This is a genomic window from Bacillus sp. SD127 (genome assembly GCF_058566445.1).
The window spans coordinates 1048756-1068151 of the sequence record NZ_CP191226.1; the positions used below are offsets into that span (position 1 = coordinate 1048756).

19 protein-coding genes and 1 pseudogene are annotated in these 19396 nt (G+C 44.0%); 16 read left to right on the forward strand and 4 right to left on the reverse strand.

Features of this window, described 5'->3' with window-relative positions:
- Positions 1-124: 124 nt before the first annotated feature.
- A complete protein-coding gene (yugI, locus tag ACQVGS_RS05355; RefSeq protein WP_019259312.1) occupies positions 125-517 on the forward strand; it encodes a S1 domain-containing post-transcriptional regulator GSP13 in 393 nt (130 codons plus the stop codon).
- Between the two features lie 46 nt (positions 518-563).
- On the opposite strand, the gene ACQVGS_RS05360 is transcribed toward yugI, so the two are convergent.
- A complete protein-coding gene (locus tag ACQVGS_RS05360) occupies positions 564-800 on the reverse strand; it encodes a DUF378 domain-containing protein (protein WP_003220771.1) in 237 nt (78 codons plus the stop codon).
- Positions 801-1041: 241 nt separating this feature from the next.
- On the opposite strand from ACQVGS_RS05360, the gene ACQVGS_RS05365 reads away from it, so the two are divergent.
- From ACQVGS_RS05365 to ACQVGS_RS05385, 5 genes are all read left to right on the forward strand, one after another.
- A complete protein-coding gene (locus ACQVGS_RS05365) occupies positions 1042-2205 on the forward strand; it encodes an iron-containing alcohol dehydrogenase (protein ID WP_487446508.1) in 1164 nt (387 codons plus the stop codon).
- A 102-nt stretch (positions 2206-2307) separates the two neighbouring features.
- Complete coding sequence (locus ACQVGS_RS05370; protein ID WP_024122650.1) at positions 2308-3480, forward strand: iron-containing alcohol dehydrogenase; 1173 nt, start codon at positions 2308-2310, stop codon at positions 3478-3480.
- A 111-nt stretch (positions 3481-3591) separates the two neighbouring features.
- Positions 3592-4944 carry a glucose-6-phosphate isomerase gene (locus tag ACQVGS_RS05375; protein ID WP_101864150.1) on the forward strand — a complete coding sequence of 451 codons (1353 nt, stop codon included), beginning with the start codon at positions 3592-3594 and terminating at the stop codon, positions 4942-4944.
- A 58-nt stretch (positions 4945-5002) separates the two neighbouring features.
- The gene (locus ACQVGS_RS05380) at positions 5003-5374 is read left to right on the forward strand and encodes a hypothetical protein (RefSeq protein WP_106019929.1); all 372 of its coding nucleotides are present in this window, start codon (positions 5003-5005) and stop codon (positions 5372-5374) included.
- Between the two features lie 60 nt (positions 5375-5434).
- Entirely contained in the window at positions 5435-5839 is a 405-nt protein-coding gene (locus tag ACQVGS_RS05385) for a YugN-like family protein (RefSeq protein WP_106019467.1), read from the forward strand.
- On the opposite strand, the gene ACQVGS_RS05390 is transcribed toward ACQVGS_RS05385, so the two are convergent.
- Positions 5836-6822, reverse strand: a complete 987-nt coding sequence (locus ACQVGS_RS05390; RefSeq protein WP_024122646.1) for a potassium channel family protein — start codon at positions 6820-6822, stop codon at positions 5836-5838. The two genes, ACQVGS_RS05385 and ACQVGS_RS05390, sit on opposite strands and share 4 nt — an antisense overlap.
- Complete coding sequence (locus ACQVGS_RS05395; protein WP_024122645.1) at positions 6819-7073, reverse strand: protein mistic; 255 nt, start codon at positions 7071-7073, stop codon at positions 6819-6821. Before ACQVGS_RS05395 ends, ACQVGS_RS05390 begins: the two co-directional genes overlap by 4 nt.
- Before the next feature lie 132 nt (positions 7074-7205).
- Between ACQVGS_RS05395 and ACQVGS_RS05400 the strand changes: the two genes are divergently transcribed.
- The 7 genes from ACQVGS_RS05400 (at position 7206) to ACQVGS_RS05430 (ending at position 13214) form a co-directional block, all read left to right on the forward strand.
- Complete coding sequence (locus ACQVGS_RS05400) at positions 7206-7469, forward strand: YuzI family membrane protein (RefSeq protein ID WP_106019928.1); 264 nt, start codon at positions 7206-7208, stop codon at positions 7467-7469.
- 44 nt (positions 7470-7513) lie between these two features.
- Positions 7514-8191: a zinc metallopeptidase gene (locus tag ACQVGS_RS05405; protein WP_024122643.1), complete on the forward strand. Its 678-nt coding sequence runs from the start codon at positions 7514-7516 to the stop codon at positions 8189-8191.
- A gap of 43 nt (positions 8192-8234) precedes the next feature.
- On the forward strand, positions 8235-9524 hold the full coding sequence (locus ACQVGS_RS05410; RefSeq protein WP_024122642.1) for a hemolysin family protein: 1290 nt from the start codon (positions 8235-8237) through the stop codon (positions 9522-9524).
- 185 nt (positions 9525-9709) lie between these two features.
- Entirely contained in the window at positions 9710-11374 is a 1665-nt protein-coding gene (locus ACQVGS_RS05415; RefSeq protein ID WP_106019466.1) for a glycoside hydrolase family 13 protein, read from the forward strand.
- A gap of 116 nt (positions 11375-11490) precedes the next feature.
- On the forward strand, positions 11491-11889 hold the full coding sequence (locus ACQVGS_RS05420) for a secondary thiamine-phosphate synthase enzyme YjbQ (RefSeq protein ID WP_103672547.1): 399 nt from the start codon (positions 11491-11493) through the stop codon (positions 11887-11889).
- Positions 11890-11903: 14 nt separating this feature from the next.
- Entirely contained in the window at positions 11904-12935 is a 1032-nt protein-coding gene (locus tag ACQVGS_RS05425) for a nitronate monooxygenase (RefSeq protein ID WP_106019464.1), read from the forward strand.
- Between the two features lie 24 nt (positions 12936-12959).
- Positions 12960-13214 (forward strand): protein YuzH, encoded by a 255-nt coding sequence (locus ACQVGS_RS05430; protein WP_024122638.1) that lies wholly within the window; start codon positions 12960-12962, stop codon positions 13212-13214.
- Positions 13215-13226: 12 nt separating this feature from the next.
- On the opposite strand, the gene ACQVGS_RS05435 is transcribed toward ACQVGS_RS05430, so the two are convergent.
- Positions 13227-13964 (reverse strand): protein-glutamine gamma-glutamyltransferase, encoded by a 738-nt coding sequence (locus ACQVGS_RS05435; RefSeq protein WP_106019463.1) that lies wholly within the window; start codon positions 13962-13964, stop codon positions 13227-13229.
- A gap of 154 nt (positions 13965-14118) precedes the next feature.
- Between ACQVGS_RS05435 and ACQVGS_RS05440 the strand changes: the two genes are divergently transcribed.
- The 3 genes and pseudogenes from ACQVGS_RS05440 to ACQVGS_RS05450 form a co-directional block, all read left to right on the forward strand.
- On the forward strand, positions 14119-16107 hold the full coding sequence (locus ACQVGS_RS05440) for a HAMP domain-containing methyl-accepting chemotaxis protein (protein ID WP_106019462.1): 1989 nt from the start codon (positions 14119-14121) through the stop codon (positions 16105-16107).
- A 174-nt stretch (positions 16108-16281) separates the two neighbouring features.
- The gene (locus ACQVGS_RS05445; RefSeq protein WP_127696541.1) at positions 16282-18270 is read left to right on the forward strand and encodes a methyl-accepting chemotaxis protein; all 1989 of its coding nucleotides are present in this window, start codon (positions 16282-16284) and stop codon (positions 18268-18270) included.
- A gap of 270 nt (positions 18271-18540) precedes the next feature.
- Positions 18541-19389 (forward strand): annotated as a pseudogene (locus ACQVGS_RS05450) (cache domain-containing protein); the annotation flags it as partial.
- Positions 19390-19396: the final 7 nt, after the last annotated feature.

Below are 19396 nucleotides of genomic sequence, written 5' to 3' on the forward strand. Positions count from 1 at the left end.
TTTTTGATATGCTTAAACCTGATATCATATTAAAAAAAGTTTCCTTTGCGGAAATGAGACATGTATGATATAATTTTAAATTGCGTATAAACAGATATTTAATTTAACTTAGGAGTTGTTATGAATGGCAGCAAAATTTGAAGTGGGCAGTGTTTACACTGGTAAAGTTACAGGATTACAAGCGTATGGTGCGTTTGTTGCATTAGATGAAGAAACTCAAGGTTTAGTACACATTTCTGAAGTGACTCACGGTTTCGTAAAAGACATCAACGAGCACCTTTCAGTTGGCGACGAAGTACAAGTAAAAGTACTTGCTGTTGATGAAGAAAAAGGAAAAATCAGCCTTTCTATTCGTGCGACACAAGCTGCGCCTGAGAAAAAAGAAAGCAAACCAAGAAAACCTAAAGCTGCGCAAGTAAGCGAAGAAGCTTCTGCACCACAAGGTTTCAACACATTAAAAGATAAGCTTGAAGAGTGGATTGAAATGTCCAACCGTAAAGACCTTATCAAAAAATAAGCATGAAAAAAGCACCGGACAGGAATGTTCGGTGCTTTTTTTTATCCTATCGCATTTCAGGATTTGCTGCCTCTTCACGTGATCTTTCCTCGTTTGGTTTAAACAGCAGACCGAGGTTGATTAAGCCGGCGATTCCGACAAGACCGTAAATAATACGGGAAAGAGCTGACCCTTGGCCGCCGAAGATGGCCGCTACTAAATCAAATTGGAAAAATCCGATCAGTCCCCAGTTAATAGCGCCAATGATTGTTAATACAAGGCAAATTCTCTGAATTGTACTCATGTTTTGCAACCTCCTCCATGAATTATTAAAACAGTTATAGATTGTGACAAAATGGAGAATCTATACATGCATTCTCCATATTGAGAGTAGCCGGACGAAACGGCCCAAACTCAGCTTGTATCTGTTTCTTTCCCAGCATCTTGCAAATGAAAACTGCCCGATACGCTGAAAACGGAAAGAGCTGATTGCTTTACATGGAGCGCAGGCATTCTGCATAATGAAAATCTAAGGAGGAGATGTCATGCAAAACTTTACATATTGGAATCCGACGAAATTAATTTTCGGCCGCGGAGAAGTTGAAAAACTCCCGGAGGAACTGAAACCTTACGGAAAAAATGTATTGTTAGTCTACGGAGGCGGAAGCATTAAACGCAGCGGCCTTTATGATCAAGTGATGGAACAGCTGAATAAAGCCGGTGTCACGGTGCATGAATTAGCAGGCGTAGAGCCGAACCCGCGTGTGTCGACTGTTAATAAAGGTGTTGCGATCTGCAAAGAAAACAACATTGATTTCTTATTGGCTGTCGGCGGCGGAAGTGTCATCGACTGTACAAAGGCGATTGCTGCGGGGGCAAAGTATGATGGTGATGCGTGGGATATCGTAACGAAAAAACACCAGCCGAAGGAAGCTTTACCGTTCGGAACTGTATTGACTCTCGCCGCAACTGGCTCTGAAATGAACGCAGGTTCAGTTATTACCAACTGGGAAACAAAAGAGAAATATGGCTGGGGCAGCCCGCTCGTGTTCCCTAAATTCTCTATTTTGGACCCAGTGAACACATTTACTGTTCCTAAAAACCACACGATCTACGGAATGGTTGATATGATGAGCCACGTGTTTGAACAATACTTCCACCATGTATCAAACACACCTTACCAGGATCGCATGTGCGAATCTCTTTTACGCACAGTCATCGAAACAGCGCCTAAGCTGATCAATGATCTTGAAAATTACGAACTGCGTGAAACGATTCTTTATACAGGGACAATCGCTTTAAACGGTATGCTGTCAATGGGCGCAAGAGGGGATTGGGCAACTCATAATATCGAACATGCCGTTTCAGCCGTTTACGATATTCCGCATGCCGGCGGACTTGCGATTCTCTTCCCGAACTGGATGAGACATACATTATCAGAAAACCCGGCCCGCATGAAGCAGCTTGCGGTGCGTGTGTTTGATGTAGATGAAGCTGGAAAATCAGATGAGGAAATCGCGCTGGAAGGCATCGACAAGCTGTCTGCTTTCTGGACAAGCCTAGGCGCTCCAAACCGTCTGGCTGACTACGATATAAATGACGAACAGCTCGGCACAATTGCCGACAAGGCAATGGCCAACGGTACGTTCGGCCAGTTTAAATCACTTAACAAAGAAGATGTACTCGCTATTTTAAAAGCATCTCTATAACAAAAGGGGGAAATAGCCGATCCGGCTGCTTCCCTTTTTCTTTGGACTTATGTTACAATTGTTAATCTGTTTTTTGATACAGCAATATTTGGAGGTTTTACAATGGAAAATTTTACTTATTATAACCCGACGAAGCTGATCTTCGGAAAAGGCCAGCTTGAACAATTAAGAAAAGAATTAAAGCAATACGGTAAAAATGTTCTGCTTGTCTACGGAGGCGGAAGCATTAAACGTAATGGCCTTTATGACCAAGTAACAGGCATATTAAAAGAAGAAGGCGCCGCTGTCTATGAACTGCCAGGGGTAGAGCCGAACCCGCGTCTTGCAACTGTGGAAAAAGGCATTGACCTATGCAGACAGCATGATATTGATTTTCTGCTTGCTGTGGGCGGCGGAAGTGTCATTGACTGCACAAAAGCGATCGCTGCGGGAGTAAAATACGACGGAGACGCTTGGGACATTTTCAGCAAAAAAGTAACAGCCGAAGATGCACTGCCGTTCGGTACCGTTCTAACCCTTGCTGCTACAGGTTCTGAAATGAACCCTGACTCTGTGATTACAAACTGGGAAACAAACGAGAAATTTGTATGGGGAAGCAATGTAACTCATCCGCGGTTCTCGATTTTAGACCCTGAAAATACGTTTACAGTGCCTGAAAATCAAACGGTTTACGGTATGGTTGACATGATGAGCCACGTGTTTGAACAATACTTCCATAATGTCGAAAACACACCGCTGCAAGACAGAATGTGCTTTGCCGTTCTGCAGACGGTAATCGAAACAGCTCCAAAACTATTGGAGGATCTGGAAAATTACAAACATCGTGAAACGATTTTATATGCTGGCACAATCGCTCTGAATGGCACGCTTCAAATGGGCTACTTCGGCGACTGGGCTTCTCACACTATGGAGCATGCCGTATCAGCTGTTTACGATATTCCGCATGCCGGCGGACTCGCGATCCTGTTCCCGAACTGGATGAGATACACGCTTGATACAAATGTCGGCCGCTTTAAAAACCTTATGCTCAATATGTTTGACATTGATACAGAAGGCAAAACGGATAAAGAAATCGTGCTTGAAGGAATCGACAAGCTGTCTGCGTTCTGGACAAGTCTGGGTGCGCCTTCTCGTTTATCCGACTATGATATCGGAGAGGAAAAACTGGAACTGATTGCTGATATCGCAGCCAAAGAAATGGAGCATGGCGGCTTCGGCAACTTCCAAAAACTGAACAAAGATGACGTGCTTGCCATCCTTCGCGCGTCACTCTGATTTCTAAGGACGGAATGCAGTCATTCCGTCCTTTCTTCTTGACTTGATTTCACAGATAAGTTCATATAAAGTGAAAGATGAAAACATTATACCGTTATGGAGGGACAAGCAATGACGCATGTACGCTTTGACTACTCAAAAGCGTTGACTTTCTTCAACGAACATGAACTTACATATTTGCGCGACTTTGTAAAAACAGCACACCATAATATTCATGAAAAAACAGGCGCGGGCAGCGATTTTCTAGGCTGGGTGGACCTCCCTGAACATTATGATAAAGAAGAATTTGCGCGCATTAAAAAAAGCGCGGAAAAAATCAAATCTGACTCTGATGTATTGCTTGTTGTCGGTATCGGAGGTTCTTACCTCGGCGCGCGGGCAGCGATTGAAGCGCTTAATCACGCGTTTTACAATACACTGCCGAAAGCAAAACGAGGCAATCCGCAAGTCATTTTCATCGGAAACAACATCAGTTCATCTTATATGAGAGATGTCATGGATCTTCTCGAAGATGTTGACTTCTCCATTAACGTCATCTCTAAATCAGGTACAACAACTGAACCTGCAATCGCTTTCCGTATTTTCCGCAAGCTTCTTGAAGAGAAATACGGCAAGGAAGAAGCGAAAGCGCGGATTTACGCGACAACTGATAAAGAGCGCGGCGCGTTAAAAACACTTTCTAACGAAGAAGGCTTCGAATCATTTGTCATTCCTGATGATGTCGGCGGCCGTTATTCTGTCTTAACAGCCGTTGGTCTCCTGCCGATTGCTGTCAGCGGCGTCAACATTGACGACATGATGAAAGGCGCATTTGATGCGAGCAAGGATTTTGCCACATCAGAATTGGAAGAAAACCCTGCATACCAGTATGCGGTCGTTCGCAATGTGCTTTACAATAAAGGCAAAACGATTGAAATGCTAATCAACTATGAGCCGGCGCTTCAATATTTTGCGGAGTGGTGGAAGCAGCTGTTCGGCGAAAGTGAAGGCAAAGACGAGAAGGGCATTTATCCTTCTTCTGCCAACTATTCAACAGACCTTCACTCATTAGGACAGTACGTACAGGAAGGCCGCAGAGACTTGTTCGAAACGGTGCTGAATGTCGAAAAACCTAAACACGAGCTGACGATCGAAGAAGCCGATAACGATCTTGACGGCTTAAACTATTTAGCCGGAAAAACTGTAGACTTCGTTAACAAAAAAGCATTCCAAGGTACAATGCTGGCTCATACAGACGGAAATGTTCCGAACTTAATCGTCAACATTCCAGAGCTGAATGCATATACTTTTGGATATCTTGTTTATTTCTTTGAAAAAGCCTGCGCGATGAGCGGTTATCTCCTCGGCGTCAATCCTTTTGACCAGCCTGGAGTAGAAGCATATAAAGTCAATATGTTTGCATTGCTTGGCAAACCTGGCTTTGAAGAGAAAAAAGCTGAGCTTGAAAAACGTCTCGAAGATTAATGTACGAAAGCTGACTGGCATTTGCCGGTCGGCTTTTTATAAAATCAGAAAGGTGCTGATGTTCATGAAACAAGTGGTCAAACATCTCATCATTGCGGGTTTTTCTGCAGCTGTTTTAGTTATTCTCATATCCTTTGATGCCGTGAATATAGAGTTTTCTTCCAACCTTGGCGGCACACTCTCACACTTTTTTATCCACACCTTTCTTCTGATCGGGCTGCCGCTTGCCATTTTTACCGATGCGGTGCACCATTTTCTGAAATTGAAGCGATCTCACACCCTTTTAACAAAGTTAGGACTCTATACAGCTGTTGTATATGTTTCATGGGAATCTGCGGCGGGGATTGCTGCAGCGATGACTGTTTACTTCTTAATTGAATGCGCTTTCTTTTCGGTTGGCCGTGCAAAGGAAAAAACGGTTTCCATGTAATAAGCCTCTGAATGAAGTCTTGTTCTGCGGGACAGGATAAACGAAAAAAGGGGCAGTTTGATGATTACGATACCTTCCGCGATAGATGGACAGCCTTTCTTGCTTCAAGAGCTGGAACAAGTCATGAAGCCGCTCGGTTATGTGATAAACGGCGGCTGGGAGTACGACCACGGCTATTTTGATTATAAAATTGATGATAGAGACGGATATTTATTTTTAAGAATTCCCGTCAATGCCATACAAGGCAGTCTGGATGAACGCGGGGCAGCTGTCCGTATCGGAACTCCGTTTATGCTGAGGCAGGTGTTCCAGCCAGGCCTTGATGATCATGCTGAAGGAGGGCCGTTTCAATCGCTGTTTAATCAATTTTCTGAGCCCGAGAGACGGGACGCAGAGATTGATCCGGCGTATTTGGATATCGGCGCCTCCCTTGTCAAAGAGCTGGAGGATGTTTTGTTGGGTTAAAGCGCAAGGAATTGATCCGTTTCAAGCACTTTATATGAAAGAGGAGGGGTAATCATAGGCCCTTCCTCTTTTTGTATGCCGATAATAGTGGTGTTGTGATCAAGAAAATAGAGGACGCATGTTTTATAAGCGGCACCATGCAGTTCAGAAGGAACCGAAATCAGCCTCACTTTTTTATCGAGTGTCAGCTCGATTAAGCTTTGCGGTTTAGACAGCTGCAATTTGACCCGGTAATGTTCCAGCATCACGCGGCTTAAGAGCTGAGACGTCCCGATAATTTTATTAGCGCCCGCCCGTTCTGCATTGGTGACAAAGCGGTCTGTCAGAATTTCGACAATACAGTATGCCAGCGGATTCAATCCTTTGACTGATAACAGAATCAGCACCGACAGCATATCCGCTTCCGCTTCACTTTTATATTGGTCGGCAGTGACCATAACTGTGTCCGCCTCAGTAATATTGGCTCGTTTCAGCGTTTCATCATCAGCGGCGTGTCCGCGTATGAAATGGACATTTTCAATGAGCGGCCCTTCTTTTAACGATTCATCAATCAGAACGACTGTCTTGGAGGGCGCCGCCAGCTGAAGCTCTCTCAAAAGGCGATTTGATTTTTCATTCCAGCCGATAATAATCACATGGCCCCGTCCTTTGTAAGCGACCTTTCCCTCTATGTAGCGGTGCTGTTTACTGAAAGCGGCAGCGGATAAGGTGGCAAAGTAAGCAGTGACAAAGCTTGCGCCGATGAATATCAGCAGCATTCCGGCTGCTTGACCAAGCGGCGTGTGCGGCACATAGTCTCCGTAGCCCACTGTTGAGATGGTAACCACGGCCCACCAAATACCTTCGAAGACGGAAGTAAACTGCTCGGGCTCAAGTAAATAAATGATTTGTCCGAACAAAAGAATCAGAAAAAGAATGATCAGCCCGATTCGGATAAATAACGGCCATCTCAGCCAAGAAATAAAGATCCGGTTTGACTTCATTCTTTTTCCCCTTCTTCAGATAATGAAATAGATAAAATCTGTTTAATAATCGTATTCAGCTTCTCATTTAGCTTTTCCTGACCGTACAGGTCGCGGGCCTGCTTCATGAGATCAGCTGTATCGTCTTCAAGCTGAATGAGCGGTTCGTCGATTTCGGATTCATTATAAAACTGGATAAATACGTCCAGCCCTTCATTCATTCGGTCAATCGCTGTACTCAGCTGTTCCTTTTCCTCGCTCGTCACTTTCATGTTCATCACACCCGTGCTCTTTTTATAACAGTATGTCCCACTTCCGGCATTGTTTTTCAAAAAATGAACAAAACATATAAAACCGGATTTCTCCATAAACTAAAATAAATAGGCGAAAAAAGGATGGAACAGATGACGATCATTCAAAGAACCGTCGTGGTTTTGATCGGTACCCAGCTTGCGGCATCCGCAGTGATTTTGTTTATTTTCGACTTGAATTCGTATAATCACTTCTCCGATAGCTTCTCATGGCAACATTTTTTGAAAGAGCTGATTGGAGGCTTTTCTTTTTATTTGTTTTCGGCCGGCTTGTTCCTTTTGCTTATCGGAATATGTGCGCCTAGACGGAAGAAGAAGCGCTTTTCTGTACACGAGAAAGAAAACTCATTAAAATAATCGTAATAAAGAAACATACGATCTTTAAAAAAGGATGATGAAACATGCTGTTTATATTTTTAACAATAGCCGCATTGGGATTGTCGTTTTGGGCACAATTTAAAGTAAAGAGCAACTTTGAAAAATATTCAAAAGTGGAAGCCTCAAGCGGTCGAACAGGGGCAGAAACGGCAAGACGGATTCTAGATATCAACGGTCTTTACGACGTGCCGGTCGAACCGGTAAGAGGCGCTTTAACAGACCATTACGACCCGACAAGACGGGTGGTGCGTTTATCTGAGCCGGTCTATTATGGCCGCTCAATTTCCGCCATCTCCGTAGCTTCCCATGAAGTCGGACATGCCTTGCAGCATCAGGAGTCATATGGTGCGCTTGTGCTGAGACATAAAATTTTCCCAGTCGTGAATTTTGCATCCGGTGTAGCTCCTTTGCTTTTCTTAGGAGGCATGCTTCTCGGCAGCCTGAATTTGATCGGGCTTGGCATCATTCTGTTTTCAGCCGCTGTCTTTTTCCAGCTGATCACACTGCCTGTCGAATTCAATGCAAGTTCACGCGCGAAGCAAATTATTGTGTCAGAAGGATTCATCCGGAACAATGAAGAGAATGGGGTAAATAAAGTGCTGAGCGCCGCCGCCTTAACGTATGTGGCCGCCGCCCTGGTTTCCCTGTTTGAACTTCTTCGCTTTGTGATGATCTTCTTAAACGGTCGTAATGAGAATTAACGTTAAGGAGGTGGCCCCTTACCATTTATGGTAAGGGCTTTTTTTGCTTATATTACAATTGATCGCCATTTTTGTTTTGATTGGCATTACGGCTGTTTTCGTTGCAGCCGAATTTGCAATCGTCAAAATCAGAGGTTCAAAAATCAATCAGCTCATCGAAAGCGGAGACAGCCGGGCGCTTGCCGCACATAAAATCATCTCCAATCTTGACGAGTATTTATCAGCCTGCCAGCTCGGGATTACAATTACAGCCCTCGGCCTTGGATGGCTTGGTGAACCGACATTTGAACGCATTCTTCATCCCTTATTTACAGCGGCAGGCATACCGGAACCGTTTAACCACATTGTCACATTTGTAATTGCATTTATCATCGTCACTTTTTTGCATGTGGTAATGGGTGAGCTTGCGCCGAAAACGGTTTCCATTCAAAAGGCTGAAGCTGTCAGTTTATGGATTGCAAAGCCGCTGATCTGGTTTTATAAAATCACATATCCGTTTATCAAAGCATTGAACGGCTCTGCAAGTTTTCTTGTGAAATTGTTTGGCTTTCATTCAGTCAAGGAGCATGAGGTTGTCATCAGCGAGGAGGAACTGAGGCTGATCCTGTCAGAAAGCTATGAAAAAGGGGAAATCAACCAGTCTGAATTTCGCTATGTGAATAAGATTTTTGAATTCGACAACCGCGTGGCAAGAGAAATTATGATTCCGCGAACAGAAATCGCTGTCATCTCTCTGGAGCAGTCGCTTGAAGAAGCGATTCATCTCATCATTAACGAACGGTATACACGGTATCCTGTCATCAAAGAAGATAAGGATCATATTTTAGGGATTATCAACAGCAAAGATATGTTTAAAGCGTATTTTCTCGGCCAGCCGATTAAGCTGAAGCAAATTATGAGACCTGTCATCAGGGTCATTGAAAGCATTCCTGTCCAGCAGCTTTTAATCCGCATGCAGAAGGAACGGATTCATATGGCGATTCTCGTAGATGAATACGGGGGAACGGCGGGGCTTGTCACTGTCGAGGATATTATCGAAGAAATTGTCGGGGAAATCCGTGATGAATATGATCAGGATGAAACGCCGCATATTTTGAAAAAAGGCGAGCACCATTATGTGATGGATGGCAAAGCGCTAATAGATGAAGTGAACGACCTGCTCGACATTGCCATTGAGAATGAAGAAATTGATACGATTGCAGGCTGGCTTCTGACGCAAAAAATGGAGCTGGAAGCAGGAGATGTGATACAGGCGGAGGGCTGCGAGTTTAAAATCCTCGACGCTGAAGACCATCACATTCGATTTGTCGAAATCAAAAAAACAGAGTTTTAATCAAAAACAGCCGGGCTGGATCGCGGCTGTTTTTTGAGCTCAAAGAAAATCAGGACCAGAGGCTTCTGAAAAATTGATCAGTCTCTTGTCATCGGCAAGAGGCTTTTTTTCTGAAAAAATGAATGCTTCAAAGGCTTTTTTCTACATAAGATATAAAAACCGCACACGCAGGAAGGAGTGGCTGTATGAAAAAGGCTTGGTGGAAGGAAGCGGTGGTCTACCAAATTTATCCCCGCAGCTTCAAGGATTCAAACAGCGATGGAATCGGGGATATTCAAGGAATCAGGTCCAAGCTTCCGTACATAAAAGAACTTGGTGCCGATGTGATTTGGATTTGTCCTTTGTACGACTCACCTAATGCGGATAACGGCTATGATATAAGAGATTACAAAAACATATTGAGCGATTTCGGCACAATGGCAGATTTCGATCAGCTGCTTCATGATATTCATGAGCTTGGCATGAAGCTCATTATGGATCTTGTCGTGAATCATACAAGTGATGAACATCCATGGTTCATTGAATCACGTGCATCTTTACAATCCCAAAAACGCGACTGGTATATTTGGAAGGACGGGAAAGACGGAAAAGAGCCAAACAATTGGGAAAGCATTTTCGGAGGATCGGCTTGGCAGTATGATCAGCAGACAAGCCAGTATTATCTCCACCTTTTTGATAAAAAGCAGCCAGACCTGAACTGGGAAAATCAAGAGGTAAGAAACGCCGTTTATGACATGGTCAATTGGTGGCTCGATAAAGGCATAGACGGATTTCGGGTGGATGCCATTTCTCATATTAAGAAAAAAGAAGGGCTGCCTGATCTGCCGAATCCGAAAGGGCTGTCCTATGTTCCTTCTTTTCCTTATCATATGAATGCTGAGGGCATATTGGATTTTTTAACAGAGCTGAAGGAAAACACATTTTCCCGCTACCCGATCATGACGGTCGGAGAGGCAAACGGTGTCGCGGCAAAGGAGGCGGCTGAGTGGGCGGGGGAGGAATCCGGCATTTTCAGCATGATTTTTCAATTTGAACATCTCGGCCTGTGGGATATAGAGATCAATGAAAGCATCGATATCGCTGCATTCAAACGGATTTTAACAGAGTGGCAGAACAGTTTGGAAGGAATCGGCTGGAACGCTTTGTTTATGGAAAACCATGATCAGCCCCGTTCTGTTTCTGTATGGGGAAACGACGGGAATTCCTTAAAGGAAAGTGCAAAAGCACTCGCCGTTGTTTATTTTCTGATGAAAGGCACGCCGTTTATTTATCAGGGACAGGAAATCGGCATGACCAATGTGGCGTTTCCTTCGATTGAGGATTATGATGATGTCGCGATGAAGCGGCTGTATGACATAGAGACCGCAAAAGGCGCTTCTCACGAGGAAGTGATGAAGATTGTCTGGAAACAGGGAAGAGACAATTCGCGAACACCAATGCAATGGAATGCATCTCCTCACGCTGGGTTTTCCGATGCCAAGCCATGGATTGGGGTAAATGACAATTACACATGGCTGAACGCCGAGGCGCAAATAAACGATAACACATCTGTCTATCACTTTTACAAAAACTTGATCAAACTCCGCCAAACATATGATGTATTTATTTATGGCCAATACGAGCTGATTTTGCCGGAAGATCAGCAAATCTTTGCATACCTTCGCAAAAATGAGAGCCAAACTGCGCTCATTGCGGCAAATCTGACGGGTGCGCCGGCGTTCTGCAGATATCCCGCATTGCCGTTATCTTCTGACAAACTCCTATTGTCGAATATGGAAACAGAACCGCACAAGCATACGACATCACTGCTGTTAAAACCTTATGAAGCCAGAGTATATCTATGGCAATAAAACTCCAGAAACAAGCTGGAGTTTTTGTTTTCTTCAGGTTTATGAGCCTGATTTAACAGGAAAAAAAGAACACAGAACGAATATGCAAAGAGAAGGGGAAGTGAAAGGAGAAACAAATGCTGAAAACTCTGCAAATCAAAACAAACAATAGAGATGAAATGGTTGAAATCACTCACGAGGTGGAAGCGTTTCTTCAAGAAACAGGAGTGGCAAGAGGGGCAGCGGTGATTTACTGTCCGCATACGACGGCGGGCATTACAATTAATGAAAATGCCGATCCCGATGTGAAAAGAGATATGCTCCGAAGATTTGATGAGATGTATCCATGGGACCATGAGCTGGACCGCCATATGGAAGGCAATACAGCTGCACATATGAAGTCCAGTACGGTAGGCGCTTCACAGCATGTCATCATTGAAAACGGGCGTCTCATTCTCGGGACGTGGCAAGGTATTTATTTCTGCGAATTTGATGGTCCGCGTCATCGAACTTGCCATATCAAAATCATGGAATAACAGGAGGTGCTTCTATGACTCAATGGATGAAAGCACTATCATTATCAAAGCCTGTCATTCAGGCGCCGATGGCAGGCGGCCTGGTCACACCCCGACTGGCAGCCGCTGTGTCGAATGAAGGCGCGCTCGGAAGTCTCGCTTCCGGATATCTCAGTCCAGCTACGCTTGAAAAACAAATCATCGAGATGCAGGAATTGACCAGCAGCGCTTTTCAGGTAAATGTGTTTGTGCCGGAAAAAAGGAAGGCACCGGACGATAAAAGGGTTCACACATGGAAACAAAACATTCCGTTTGCGGAACAGGCGGCTGCTTTTCCTTTAGAGGAGGAAGAGTGGGAGGATTTTCATAAAAAAATAAATCTGATTCTTACATACAATGTAAGAGCCTGTTCATTTACGTTCGGCATTCCGCCTGATGAAAGCATTCATTTATTAAAGAAAAATGGCTGCTGTCTTATCGGAACGGCTACTTCGCCGCAAGAAGCCGTCCTGCTGGAAGAGCGCGGAATGGATATCATCGTGCTGCAAGGCAGTGAAGCAGGCGGCCACCGCGGTTCTTTTCTGCCGGTCAGCGGAGAGTCTTCTATTGGCTTAATGTCACTGGTCCCCCAAGCTGCAGACGCTGTTTCAGTACCCGTGATTGCGGCAGGCGGAATTGCAGACCGCCGCGGCGTCCAAGCGGCTCACTGTCTCGGAGCGCAAGGTGTACAGGTCGGGACCCCATTTCTTATGTGTGAGGAAAGCAAAGCCTCTGAAACGTACAGACAGGAATTAAAAGAAGCGCATGGAACAGACACGCGCCTTACCGCATTGTTTTCGGGGAAGCCTGCAAGGGGTATAGTCAACCAATGGATGAAAGAGCAACAAGCTGAAGAGGCAAATACACTTCCTTATCCATTGCAAAACACGTTAACAAAACCAATGAGAAAACATGCCGCCGCAGCCAAAGATTCCGGTCACATGTCTCTGTGGGCGGGGCAATCAGTCGGATTGCTCAATGGGCCCTCTGACGTGAAAACGCTGATAGCTGAGCTTTGCCAATCGTAACGTAACTAACAGAGGTGACAGACGATGAACATTCTTCAATATTCTTATAAAAAGAAAGGGAAAATTGAGTTTGTATTTGAAGACTGGCCTCATTCAAAAGTTACAATGGCTCCCATCAAAGGGTATTATTTTGTCCGGTTTATCAAGTGGAGCAGCCAAGATCCCATCGTGACGAGAAATGACCTTGAAAAAATGGAATGGGCTGCGAACCAGTATGTCGGCACAGCCCCTTTCTATCGAAAACGAAAAGCATTTGAAACCCCATCGTCCCCAAAATAGATGGTGGGGTTTTTAGCGGGTGATCGGATAGAGTGACGGAATATCAAGTCTGGTCGCTTGTGAAAGGAGATAAGCTGACTGTACGGCTCCTTTTCGTCTGAAAGAATTCAGCTTATCAATAATTTGCTGAGCGTTTAAAATTCCCAGGCCGTGAGCAAAATATTTGTCCTTTTCTAATAAAATCACATTTTCGCCTCTCCACTGCGCTTTCTGCGGATCAAATTCAGGATTTTTAAAATACAAACAGTCTCCAAGGAAAAAGTGATGTCCCGTTTCCGTATATATCGGCAATTTCTCATAATGCCAGTCATATAAAATAATTCTGTCAAAGGCTGCGTCGAATTTTTCTTCTCCGATGGTTTTAAGCAATGCTAAGTAATAAATCACAACGATTGCCGTCGCGCATTCAAACGCATAAAACGGGCCGTTTTCTGCAATATCCCGAATCGCCTTTGAAGGCGGCATTTTATACTTAAGCTCCAGAGCCCCTTCCGGTGAAACCCGCCAATACGCTGTATTCCCGTATGTTTTTACAAAGGTGGCGAACTTCGCCCCGCTTTTATGCAGCGCTTTTGCCGATTCAACAATGTTCATGCGCAAATGAAGCTCAAACATCAGTTCAGCGATCGAATGATAATCAAACTGAACGGGTGTAGCAATCATTTCTTTTAGCAGCGGATTCAGGTTTTTGTCTATTTGCCAGTTTTCAATGTCTTGGGGACGGAGCCATTGCCCGGATACAATAATCATCTGAAGCCCCCCTTGTTTTTTATAAACTATGCACAAGGCTTGTGCAATGAAAGCTAAAAAGACAGAGAAATGTTGAAAAGGAAACTTCTTCTATTTTAAAAACTTTTTAAAGCAGCCGATATATACTGTATCAAACCTGAAGGAGAAGCTGGATATGAAGACTTTTATCAATTGGCTGACAAAACCGTCTATTTCTAGAAAACTAATTATTTCATTTGTTGTGATTTTAATTATTCCGATTCTTATATTGGAATTCAGTTCTTATCGCTCAGCAAGCGGAAAACTGGATCAGGAGATCATGGGAAATGCGAAAAATAGTGTCGATTCATTTAATACAACCGTTACAAATGATATAGGAGCAAAAGCGAAAGGCATCAGCTTTTTCAGTAAATCACTGAAAAGCTCCGCGTTTAAAGGAAAATCCAAACAGGAAGAGCTTAAGGCCAAGTTTTCGCAATATGTTTCCATTAACCAAGACGTAGCCAGAATTTACGGAGGGGCAGAAAACGGCACATATGTACAGGCACCGAAAGAAAAATTGCCGGATGGCTACGATCCGAGAAAACGTTCTTGGTACCAGGATGCAATGAAGGCCGGCGGTGAAATCGTAGTGACCGATCCTTATGTGGCAGCCAGCGACGGAAGCATGGTCATTACCATTGCTCAGGAATTGAAGGATGGTTCAGGCGTCGTCGCCATGGATATCACAATTGATAAACTGTTAGAACAGTTGAAACAAATTAAAGTCGGAAAAGAGGGCTATGCTTTCATCGCGACGAAAAACAAAACATATGTTGCCCATCAAAACCATAAGGCTGGTGAAAAGCTGTCTGGCGACTGGGTTGCCAAAATGTATGACAAGGACAGCGGCGAGCTGCAGTACACCCTGAATCATGAAGATAAAAAGATGACATATACGACAAATCAACTGACTGGCTGGAAAATTGCCGGCACCATGTATATGAGTGAAATCAAGGAATCCTCAAAATCTGTCCTGACAACAGGCATGATCGTGCTGATTGCTTCAATACTGGCAGGCGGGATGTTAATCCTGTTTATCGTTGGTTCGATCACAAAACCGTTAAAACGTCTGGTTCAATCATCAAAAATGATCAGCAGCGGAGATCTGACAGAAACCATCGAGATCCGTTCGAAAGATGAACTGGGCGAGCTTGGCGAAAGCTTCAATGAAATGGGACAATCCTTGCGTTCGCTTATCAGCGCCATTCAAGACTCGGTTAATAATGTTGCCGCATCATCCGAACAGCTGACTGCATCCGCCGGGCAAACGAGCAAGGCGACGGAGCATATTACAATGGCAATTGAGCAGTTCTCAAACGGAAACGAAGAGCAGAGCGAAAAAGTGGAGTCCAGCTCTCATCAGCTGAACATGATGAATGAAGGGCTCCAGCAAGTCTCACAAACATCATCAGACATTACGAAAGCGTCTATCCAATCAACGGAAATCGCGGGTACAGGCGAGAAGTTTGTCCAGCAGACAGTCGGGCAGATGAATTCAATTAATGAGTCGGTTCAGCAGGCTGAAGCAGTGGTGAAAGGGTTAGAAGAAAAATCAAAAGATATCACGAGTATTTTACGAGTCATCAATGGGATTGCTGATCAAACAAACCTGCTGGCATTAAATGCAGCCATTGAAGCGGCGCGGGCCGGGGAATCTGGACGAGGCTTCTCTGTTGTAGCGGAGGAAGTGCGTAAACTGGCCGTTCAATCTGCAGATTCATCTAAAGAAATCGAAAATCTGATCCAGGAAATCGTTGCAGAAATCGAAACTTCTCTTCACATGTTTAAAGCCGTTAATCAAGAAGTGCAATCAGGGCTAGTTGTCACAGACAATACAAAGGAAAGCTTTCAAAGTATTTTCAGCATGACAAATGAGATTGCAGACAAATTGCAGACGATGAATACAACCGTAGAACAGCTGTCAGGCCGTTCAGAGCATGTATCGGCAGCGGTGAGCGGAATTGCCGATGTTTCAAGAGAAAGCTCGGCAAGCATTCAAGACATTGCTGCATCGGCCGAGGAGCAGCTTGCTTCTATGGAAGAAATCAGTTCATCAGCCACGACCCTGGCGCAGATGGCAGAAGAGCTCCGTGATCTGACAAAGAAATTTAAAATTGAATAAGAGCAAAAAACAGCGCTTATGAAGCGCTGTTTTTCTGTATAAGAAATAATAAAAAAGACCTGTCTAAATCGGTGAGTTTTGAACTATTTTTCATTTTTTCCTTCATTTTCAATGTAAGATAAAGGAATATCAGCCGATATAATTTGTAAATTATTGAAAGAAGGTTCAAGAGGAATGAAAAAAACACTCACCACCATTCGCAGATCATCAATTGCCAGGAGACTCATTATTTCTTTCCTGCTGATCTTAATTGTCCCGATTACGGCACTATCGGTAAGCGCTTATCAATCAGCTGTTGCATCTCTTGACATACAGATGACACAAAGCGCAAAGGAAAACGTTCAAATATTAGATAACATTATTGATGGCAAAATCAAAACGACTGAAAAAAGCCTCGCGTTTTTCAGCGATTGGGCGACAGCAGACAAGTTGAAAGACAAGAAAAAAACGGAGATCAAACAAGAATTTAAACAATTTATTCAAATGAATGACAATGTCGCTGCGGTGTTTTCAAGCAGCAAAGACGGGACATTCACACGCTATCCGCACGCAGACATGCCGAGTGACTTTAATGCTTTAGAACGTGACTGGTACACAGAAGCCATGGATAATAAAGGAAAGACAATTGTGACCGAACCTTACGAATCCATTTCATCAGGAAAAATGGTTGTCACCATTGCGCGCCAGACAAAGGATGGATCAGGCGTTGTCGCCATGGATATGAAAATCGATGACCTTGTGGCAACAGCAAAAGAAATCAGTATTGGCAAAGAAGGCTATGCCTTTATCCTCAGCCAAAATAAAGAAGTCATTGCCTACTCCGGTGAAAAAGCGGGTACGCAGTTAGAAGGGGAGTGGATAGACAAACTTTACAAAGACAAAAGCGGCGACTTTGAATATACGCACAAAGGAAAGAAGAAGAAAATGGCGTTCGCCACAAGCGAAACAACAGGCTGGAAAATCAGCGGCACGATGTATGCCGACGAGATCCATGATGCCGCAAGCAGGGTTCTTGTTATGGCATCAGTTGTTCTTGCCATTGCCATTGCAGCCGGAATAACGGCGATTTATTTTGTCATCCGGTCGATTACAAGGCCTTTGAAACGCATCGTTGCGTCAGCTGAAAAAATCAGCAAAGGCGATTTAACAGAAACGATAGAAATCAAATCAAAAGACGAACTCGGGGTTCTGAGCCAAAGCTTCAACAATATGGCGCACTCTCTCCGCTCGCTGATCTACGGCATTAAAGAATCTGTAGAACATGTCGCCTCATCGTCAGAAGAGCTGACAGCTTCCGCAGATCAGACAAGCAAGGCCACTGAACACATTACAATGGCGATCGAACAATTTTCAAACGGAAGCGAAAACCAGAGCGACCGAATCGAGACGACAACAGAACAAATTAACGAAATGAACGACGGACTTGCTGAGCTGGCCCGGGCGGCGGCAGTCATTACAGAAACCTCTGCAGACTCCACCGAAGTGTCAAGCGCAGGGGAAACACTCGTTCAGAGAACAGCCGGCCAAATGAATACGATTGATCATTCTGTGAAAGAAGCGGAGCAAGTGGTCAAAGGCCTGGAAATCAAATCAAAGGATATCACAAATATTTTACGTGTTATCAACGGCATCGCAGATCAAACCAATCTTTTAGCATTAAATGCCGCCATTGAAGCGGCCAGAGCAGGCGAGTACGGACGAGGCTTTTCTGTGGTCGCTGAAGAAGTGAGAAAACTTGCGGTACAGTCGGCAGATTCAGCAAAGGAAATTGAATCGCTGATCAGTGAAATCGTAAAAGAAATTCATACATCATTAAACGTGCTTCAATCCGTAAATAAAGAAGTGGAAACAGGTCTGGTCATGACAGACGAAACAAAACAAAGCTTTAAACATATATCAAAAATGACGAATCAAATTGCCGCAGAATTGCAAAACATGAATGCAACGGTTGAACAGCTGTCGGCAGGGTCTCAGGAAATTTCCGCTGCTTCTATAGATATCGCCGCTATTTCTAAAGAAAGTTCAGACGGCATTCAAGATATCGCCGCTTCAGCCGAGGAACAGCTTGCCTCCATGGAAGAAATCAGCTCATCGGCGCAGACGCTTGAAAAAATGTCCGAAGAGCTGCGAGATTTGACAAAACGATTTAAATTGGATGATTAATAGGTCTAAATAACTAATTTTAAATAGGGATTTAGTTATTTTTCTTGAATTTCTTCTTTTTTAATGTATATATTTACCCATTTTCAGCCGATATGAAGGGTAGCATAAAAAAGGAGAAATGAACTGATGAAAAAAATACTCCAACTAATTAAACAGAGATCAATTACACGGAAGCTTCTGGTTTCCTTTCTATCGATTCTCATCATACCGGTTGCCATAGTAGCGGCGATTGCTTATGGATCTGCCAGCAGCTCGCTCGACAGACAGATGATGGGAAGCGCCTTAGAAAATGTACAGCAACTAAACGAAATCATTAACACCAGCATCGGAGAAAAAGAAAACAGCGCCGAATACTTCAGCGAATGGCTGACACAAAAGAAATATAAAGCAAAGAGCAATGCCAGCATTGAAGAGAAATTCTCACAATATATTAAAATCAATAAAGATGTGGAATCTATTTATACAAGTGACAAAGACGGGCGCTTTACCCGTTACCCGGATCTGCCGATGCCAAGCGATTATAATCCCGTTGAACGGGACTGGTACAAAAAAGCGGTTGCCAATAATGGCAAAGCCGTCATAACAGATCCATACAAAACAGCATCTACGAACACAATGGTTGTGACAATTGCCCAGCAGACAAAAGACGGATCAGGCGTTATCGCAATCAACATGACGATCGATAACCTGCTGAAAACGACCAAACAAGTGAACATCGGCAAAGAAGGCTATGCTTTTATTATGACGAAAGACAAAAAGGTCGTTGCGCATCCTGATGAGGCTTCAGGAACCGAATTGAAAGGCGACTGGCTTGAACAGATGCTGTCTGCCGATAAAGGCGATTTTCAATACAGCATGAACGGCGATAAGAAAAAAATGGCCTTTGATACGAACAAGCTAACGGGATGGAAGATAGGCGGAACGATGTATCTGGACGAGATTCATGATGCGGCTAAGCCTGTGCTTCACCTCGCATTAATTGTCCTGATTGCAGCCATTCTCGTTGGTATCATCGTGATGACATTGGTTATTCGATCAATCACGACACCGCTGAAACAGCTTGTCAGTTCATCTAAGCGGATCAGTGAGGGAGATTTAACGGAAACGATTGATATCCGTTCAAAAG

What these genes read in the sequence shown, in the direction of transcription:
- yugI (WP_019259312.1), top strand. Translation starts at nt 125, where the DNA reads ATGGCAGCAAAATTTGAAGTGGGCAGTGTTTACACTGGTAAAGTTACA.
- ACQVGS_RS05360 (WP_003220771.1), bottom strand. Translation starts at nt 800, where the DNA reads ATGAGTACAATTCAGAGAATTTGCCTTGTATTAACAATCATTGGCGCT.
- ACQVGS_RS05365 (WP_487446508.1), top strand. Translation starts at nt 1,042, where the DNA reads ATGCAAAACTTTACATATTGGAATCCGACGAAATTAATTTTCGGCCGC.
- ACQVGS_RS05370 (WP_024122650.1), top strand. Translation starts at nt 2,308, where the DNA reads ATGGAAAATTTTACTTATTATAACCCGACGAAGCTGATCTTCGGAAAA.
- ACQVGS_RS05375 (WP_101864150.1), top strand. Translation starts at nt 3,592, where the DNA reads ATGACGCATGTACGCTTTGACTACTCAAAAGCGTTGACTTTCTTCAAC.
- ACQVGS_RS05380 (WP_106019929.1), top strand. Translation starts at nt 5,003, where the DNA reads ATGTTCATGAAACAAGTGGTCAAACATCTCATCATTGCGGGTTTTTCT.
- ACQVGS_RS05385 (WP_106019467.1), top strand. Translation starts at nt 5,435, where the DNA reads ATGATTACGATACCTTCCGCGATAGATGGACAGCCTTTCTTGCTTCAA.
- ACQVGS_RS05390 (WP_024122646.1), bottom strand. Translation starts at nt 6,822, where the DNA reads ATGAAGTCAAACCGGATCTTTATTTCTTGGCTGAGATGGCCGTTATTT.
- ACQVGS_RS05395 (WP_024122645.1), bottom strand. Translation starts at nt 7,073, where the DNA reads ATGAAAGTGACGAGCGAGGAAAAGGAACAGCTGAGTACAGCGATTGAC.
- ACQVGS_RS05400 (WP_106019928.1), top strand. Translation starts at nt 7,206, where the DNA reads ATGACGATCATTCAAAGAACCGTCGTGGTTTTGATCGGTACCCAGCTT.
- ACQVGS_RS05405 (WP_024122643.1), top strand. Translation starts at nt 7,514, where the DNA reads ATGCTGTTTATATTTTTAACAATAGCCGCATTGGGATTGTCGTTTTGG.
- ACQVGS_RS05415 (WP_106019466.1), top strand. Translation starts at nt 9,710, where the DNA reads ATGAAAAAGGCTTGGTGGAAGGAAGCGGTGGTCTACCAAATTTATCCC.
- ACQVGS_RS05420 (WP_103672547.1), top strand. Translation starts at nt 11,491, where the DNA reads ATGCTGAAAACTCTGCAAATCAAAACAAACAATAGAGATGAAATGGTT.
- ACQVGS_RS05425 (WP_106019464.1), top strand. Translation starts at nt 11,904, where the DNA reads ATGACTCAATGGATGAAAGCACTATCATTATCAAAGCCTGTCATTCAG.
- ACQVGS_RS05430 (WP_024122638.1), top strand. Translation starts at nt 12,960, where the DNA reads ATGAACATTCTTCAATATTCTTATAAAAAGAAAGGGAAAATTGAGTTT.
- ACQVGS_RS05435 (WP_106019463.1), bottom strand. Translation starts at nt 13,964, where the DNA reads ATGATTATTGTATCCGGGCAATGGCTCCGTCCCCAAGACATTGAAAAC.
- ACQVGS_RS05440 (WP_106019462.1), top strand. Translation starts at nt 14,119, where the DNA reads ATGAAGACTTTTATCAATTGGCTGACAAAACCGTCTATTTCTAGAAAA.
- ACQVGS_RS05445 (WP_127696541.1), top strand. Translation starts at nt 16,282, where the DNA reads ATGAAAAAAACACTCACCACCATTCGCAGATCATCAATTGCCAGGAGA.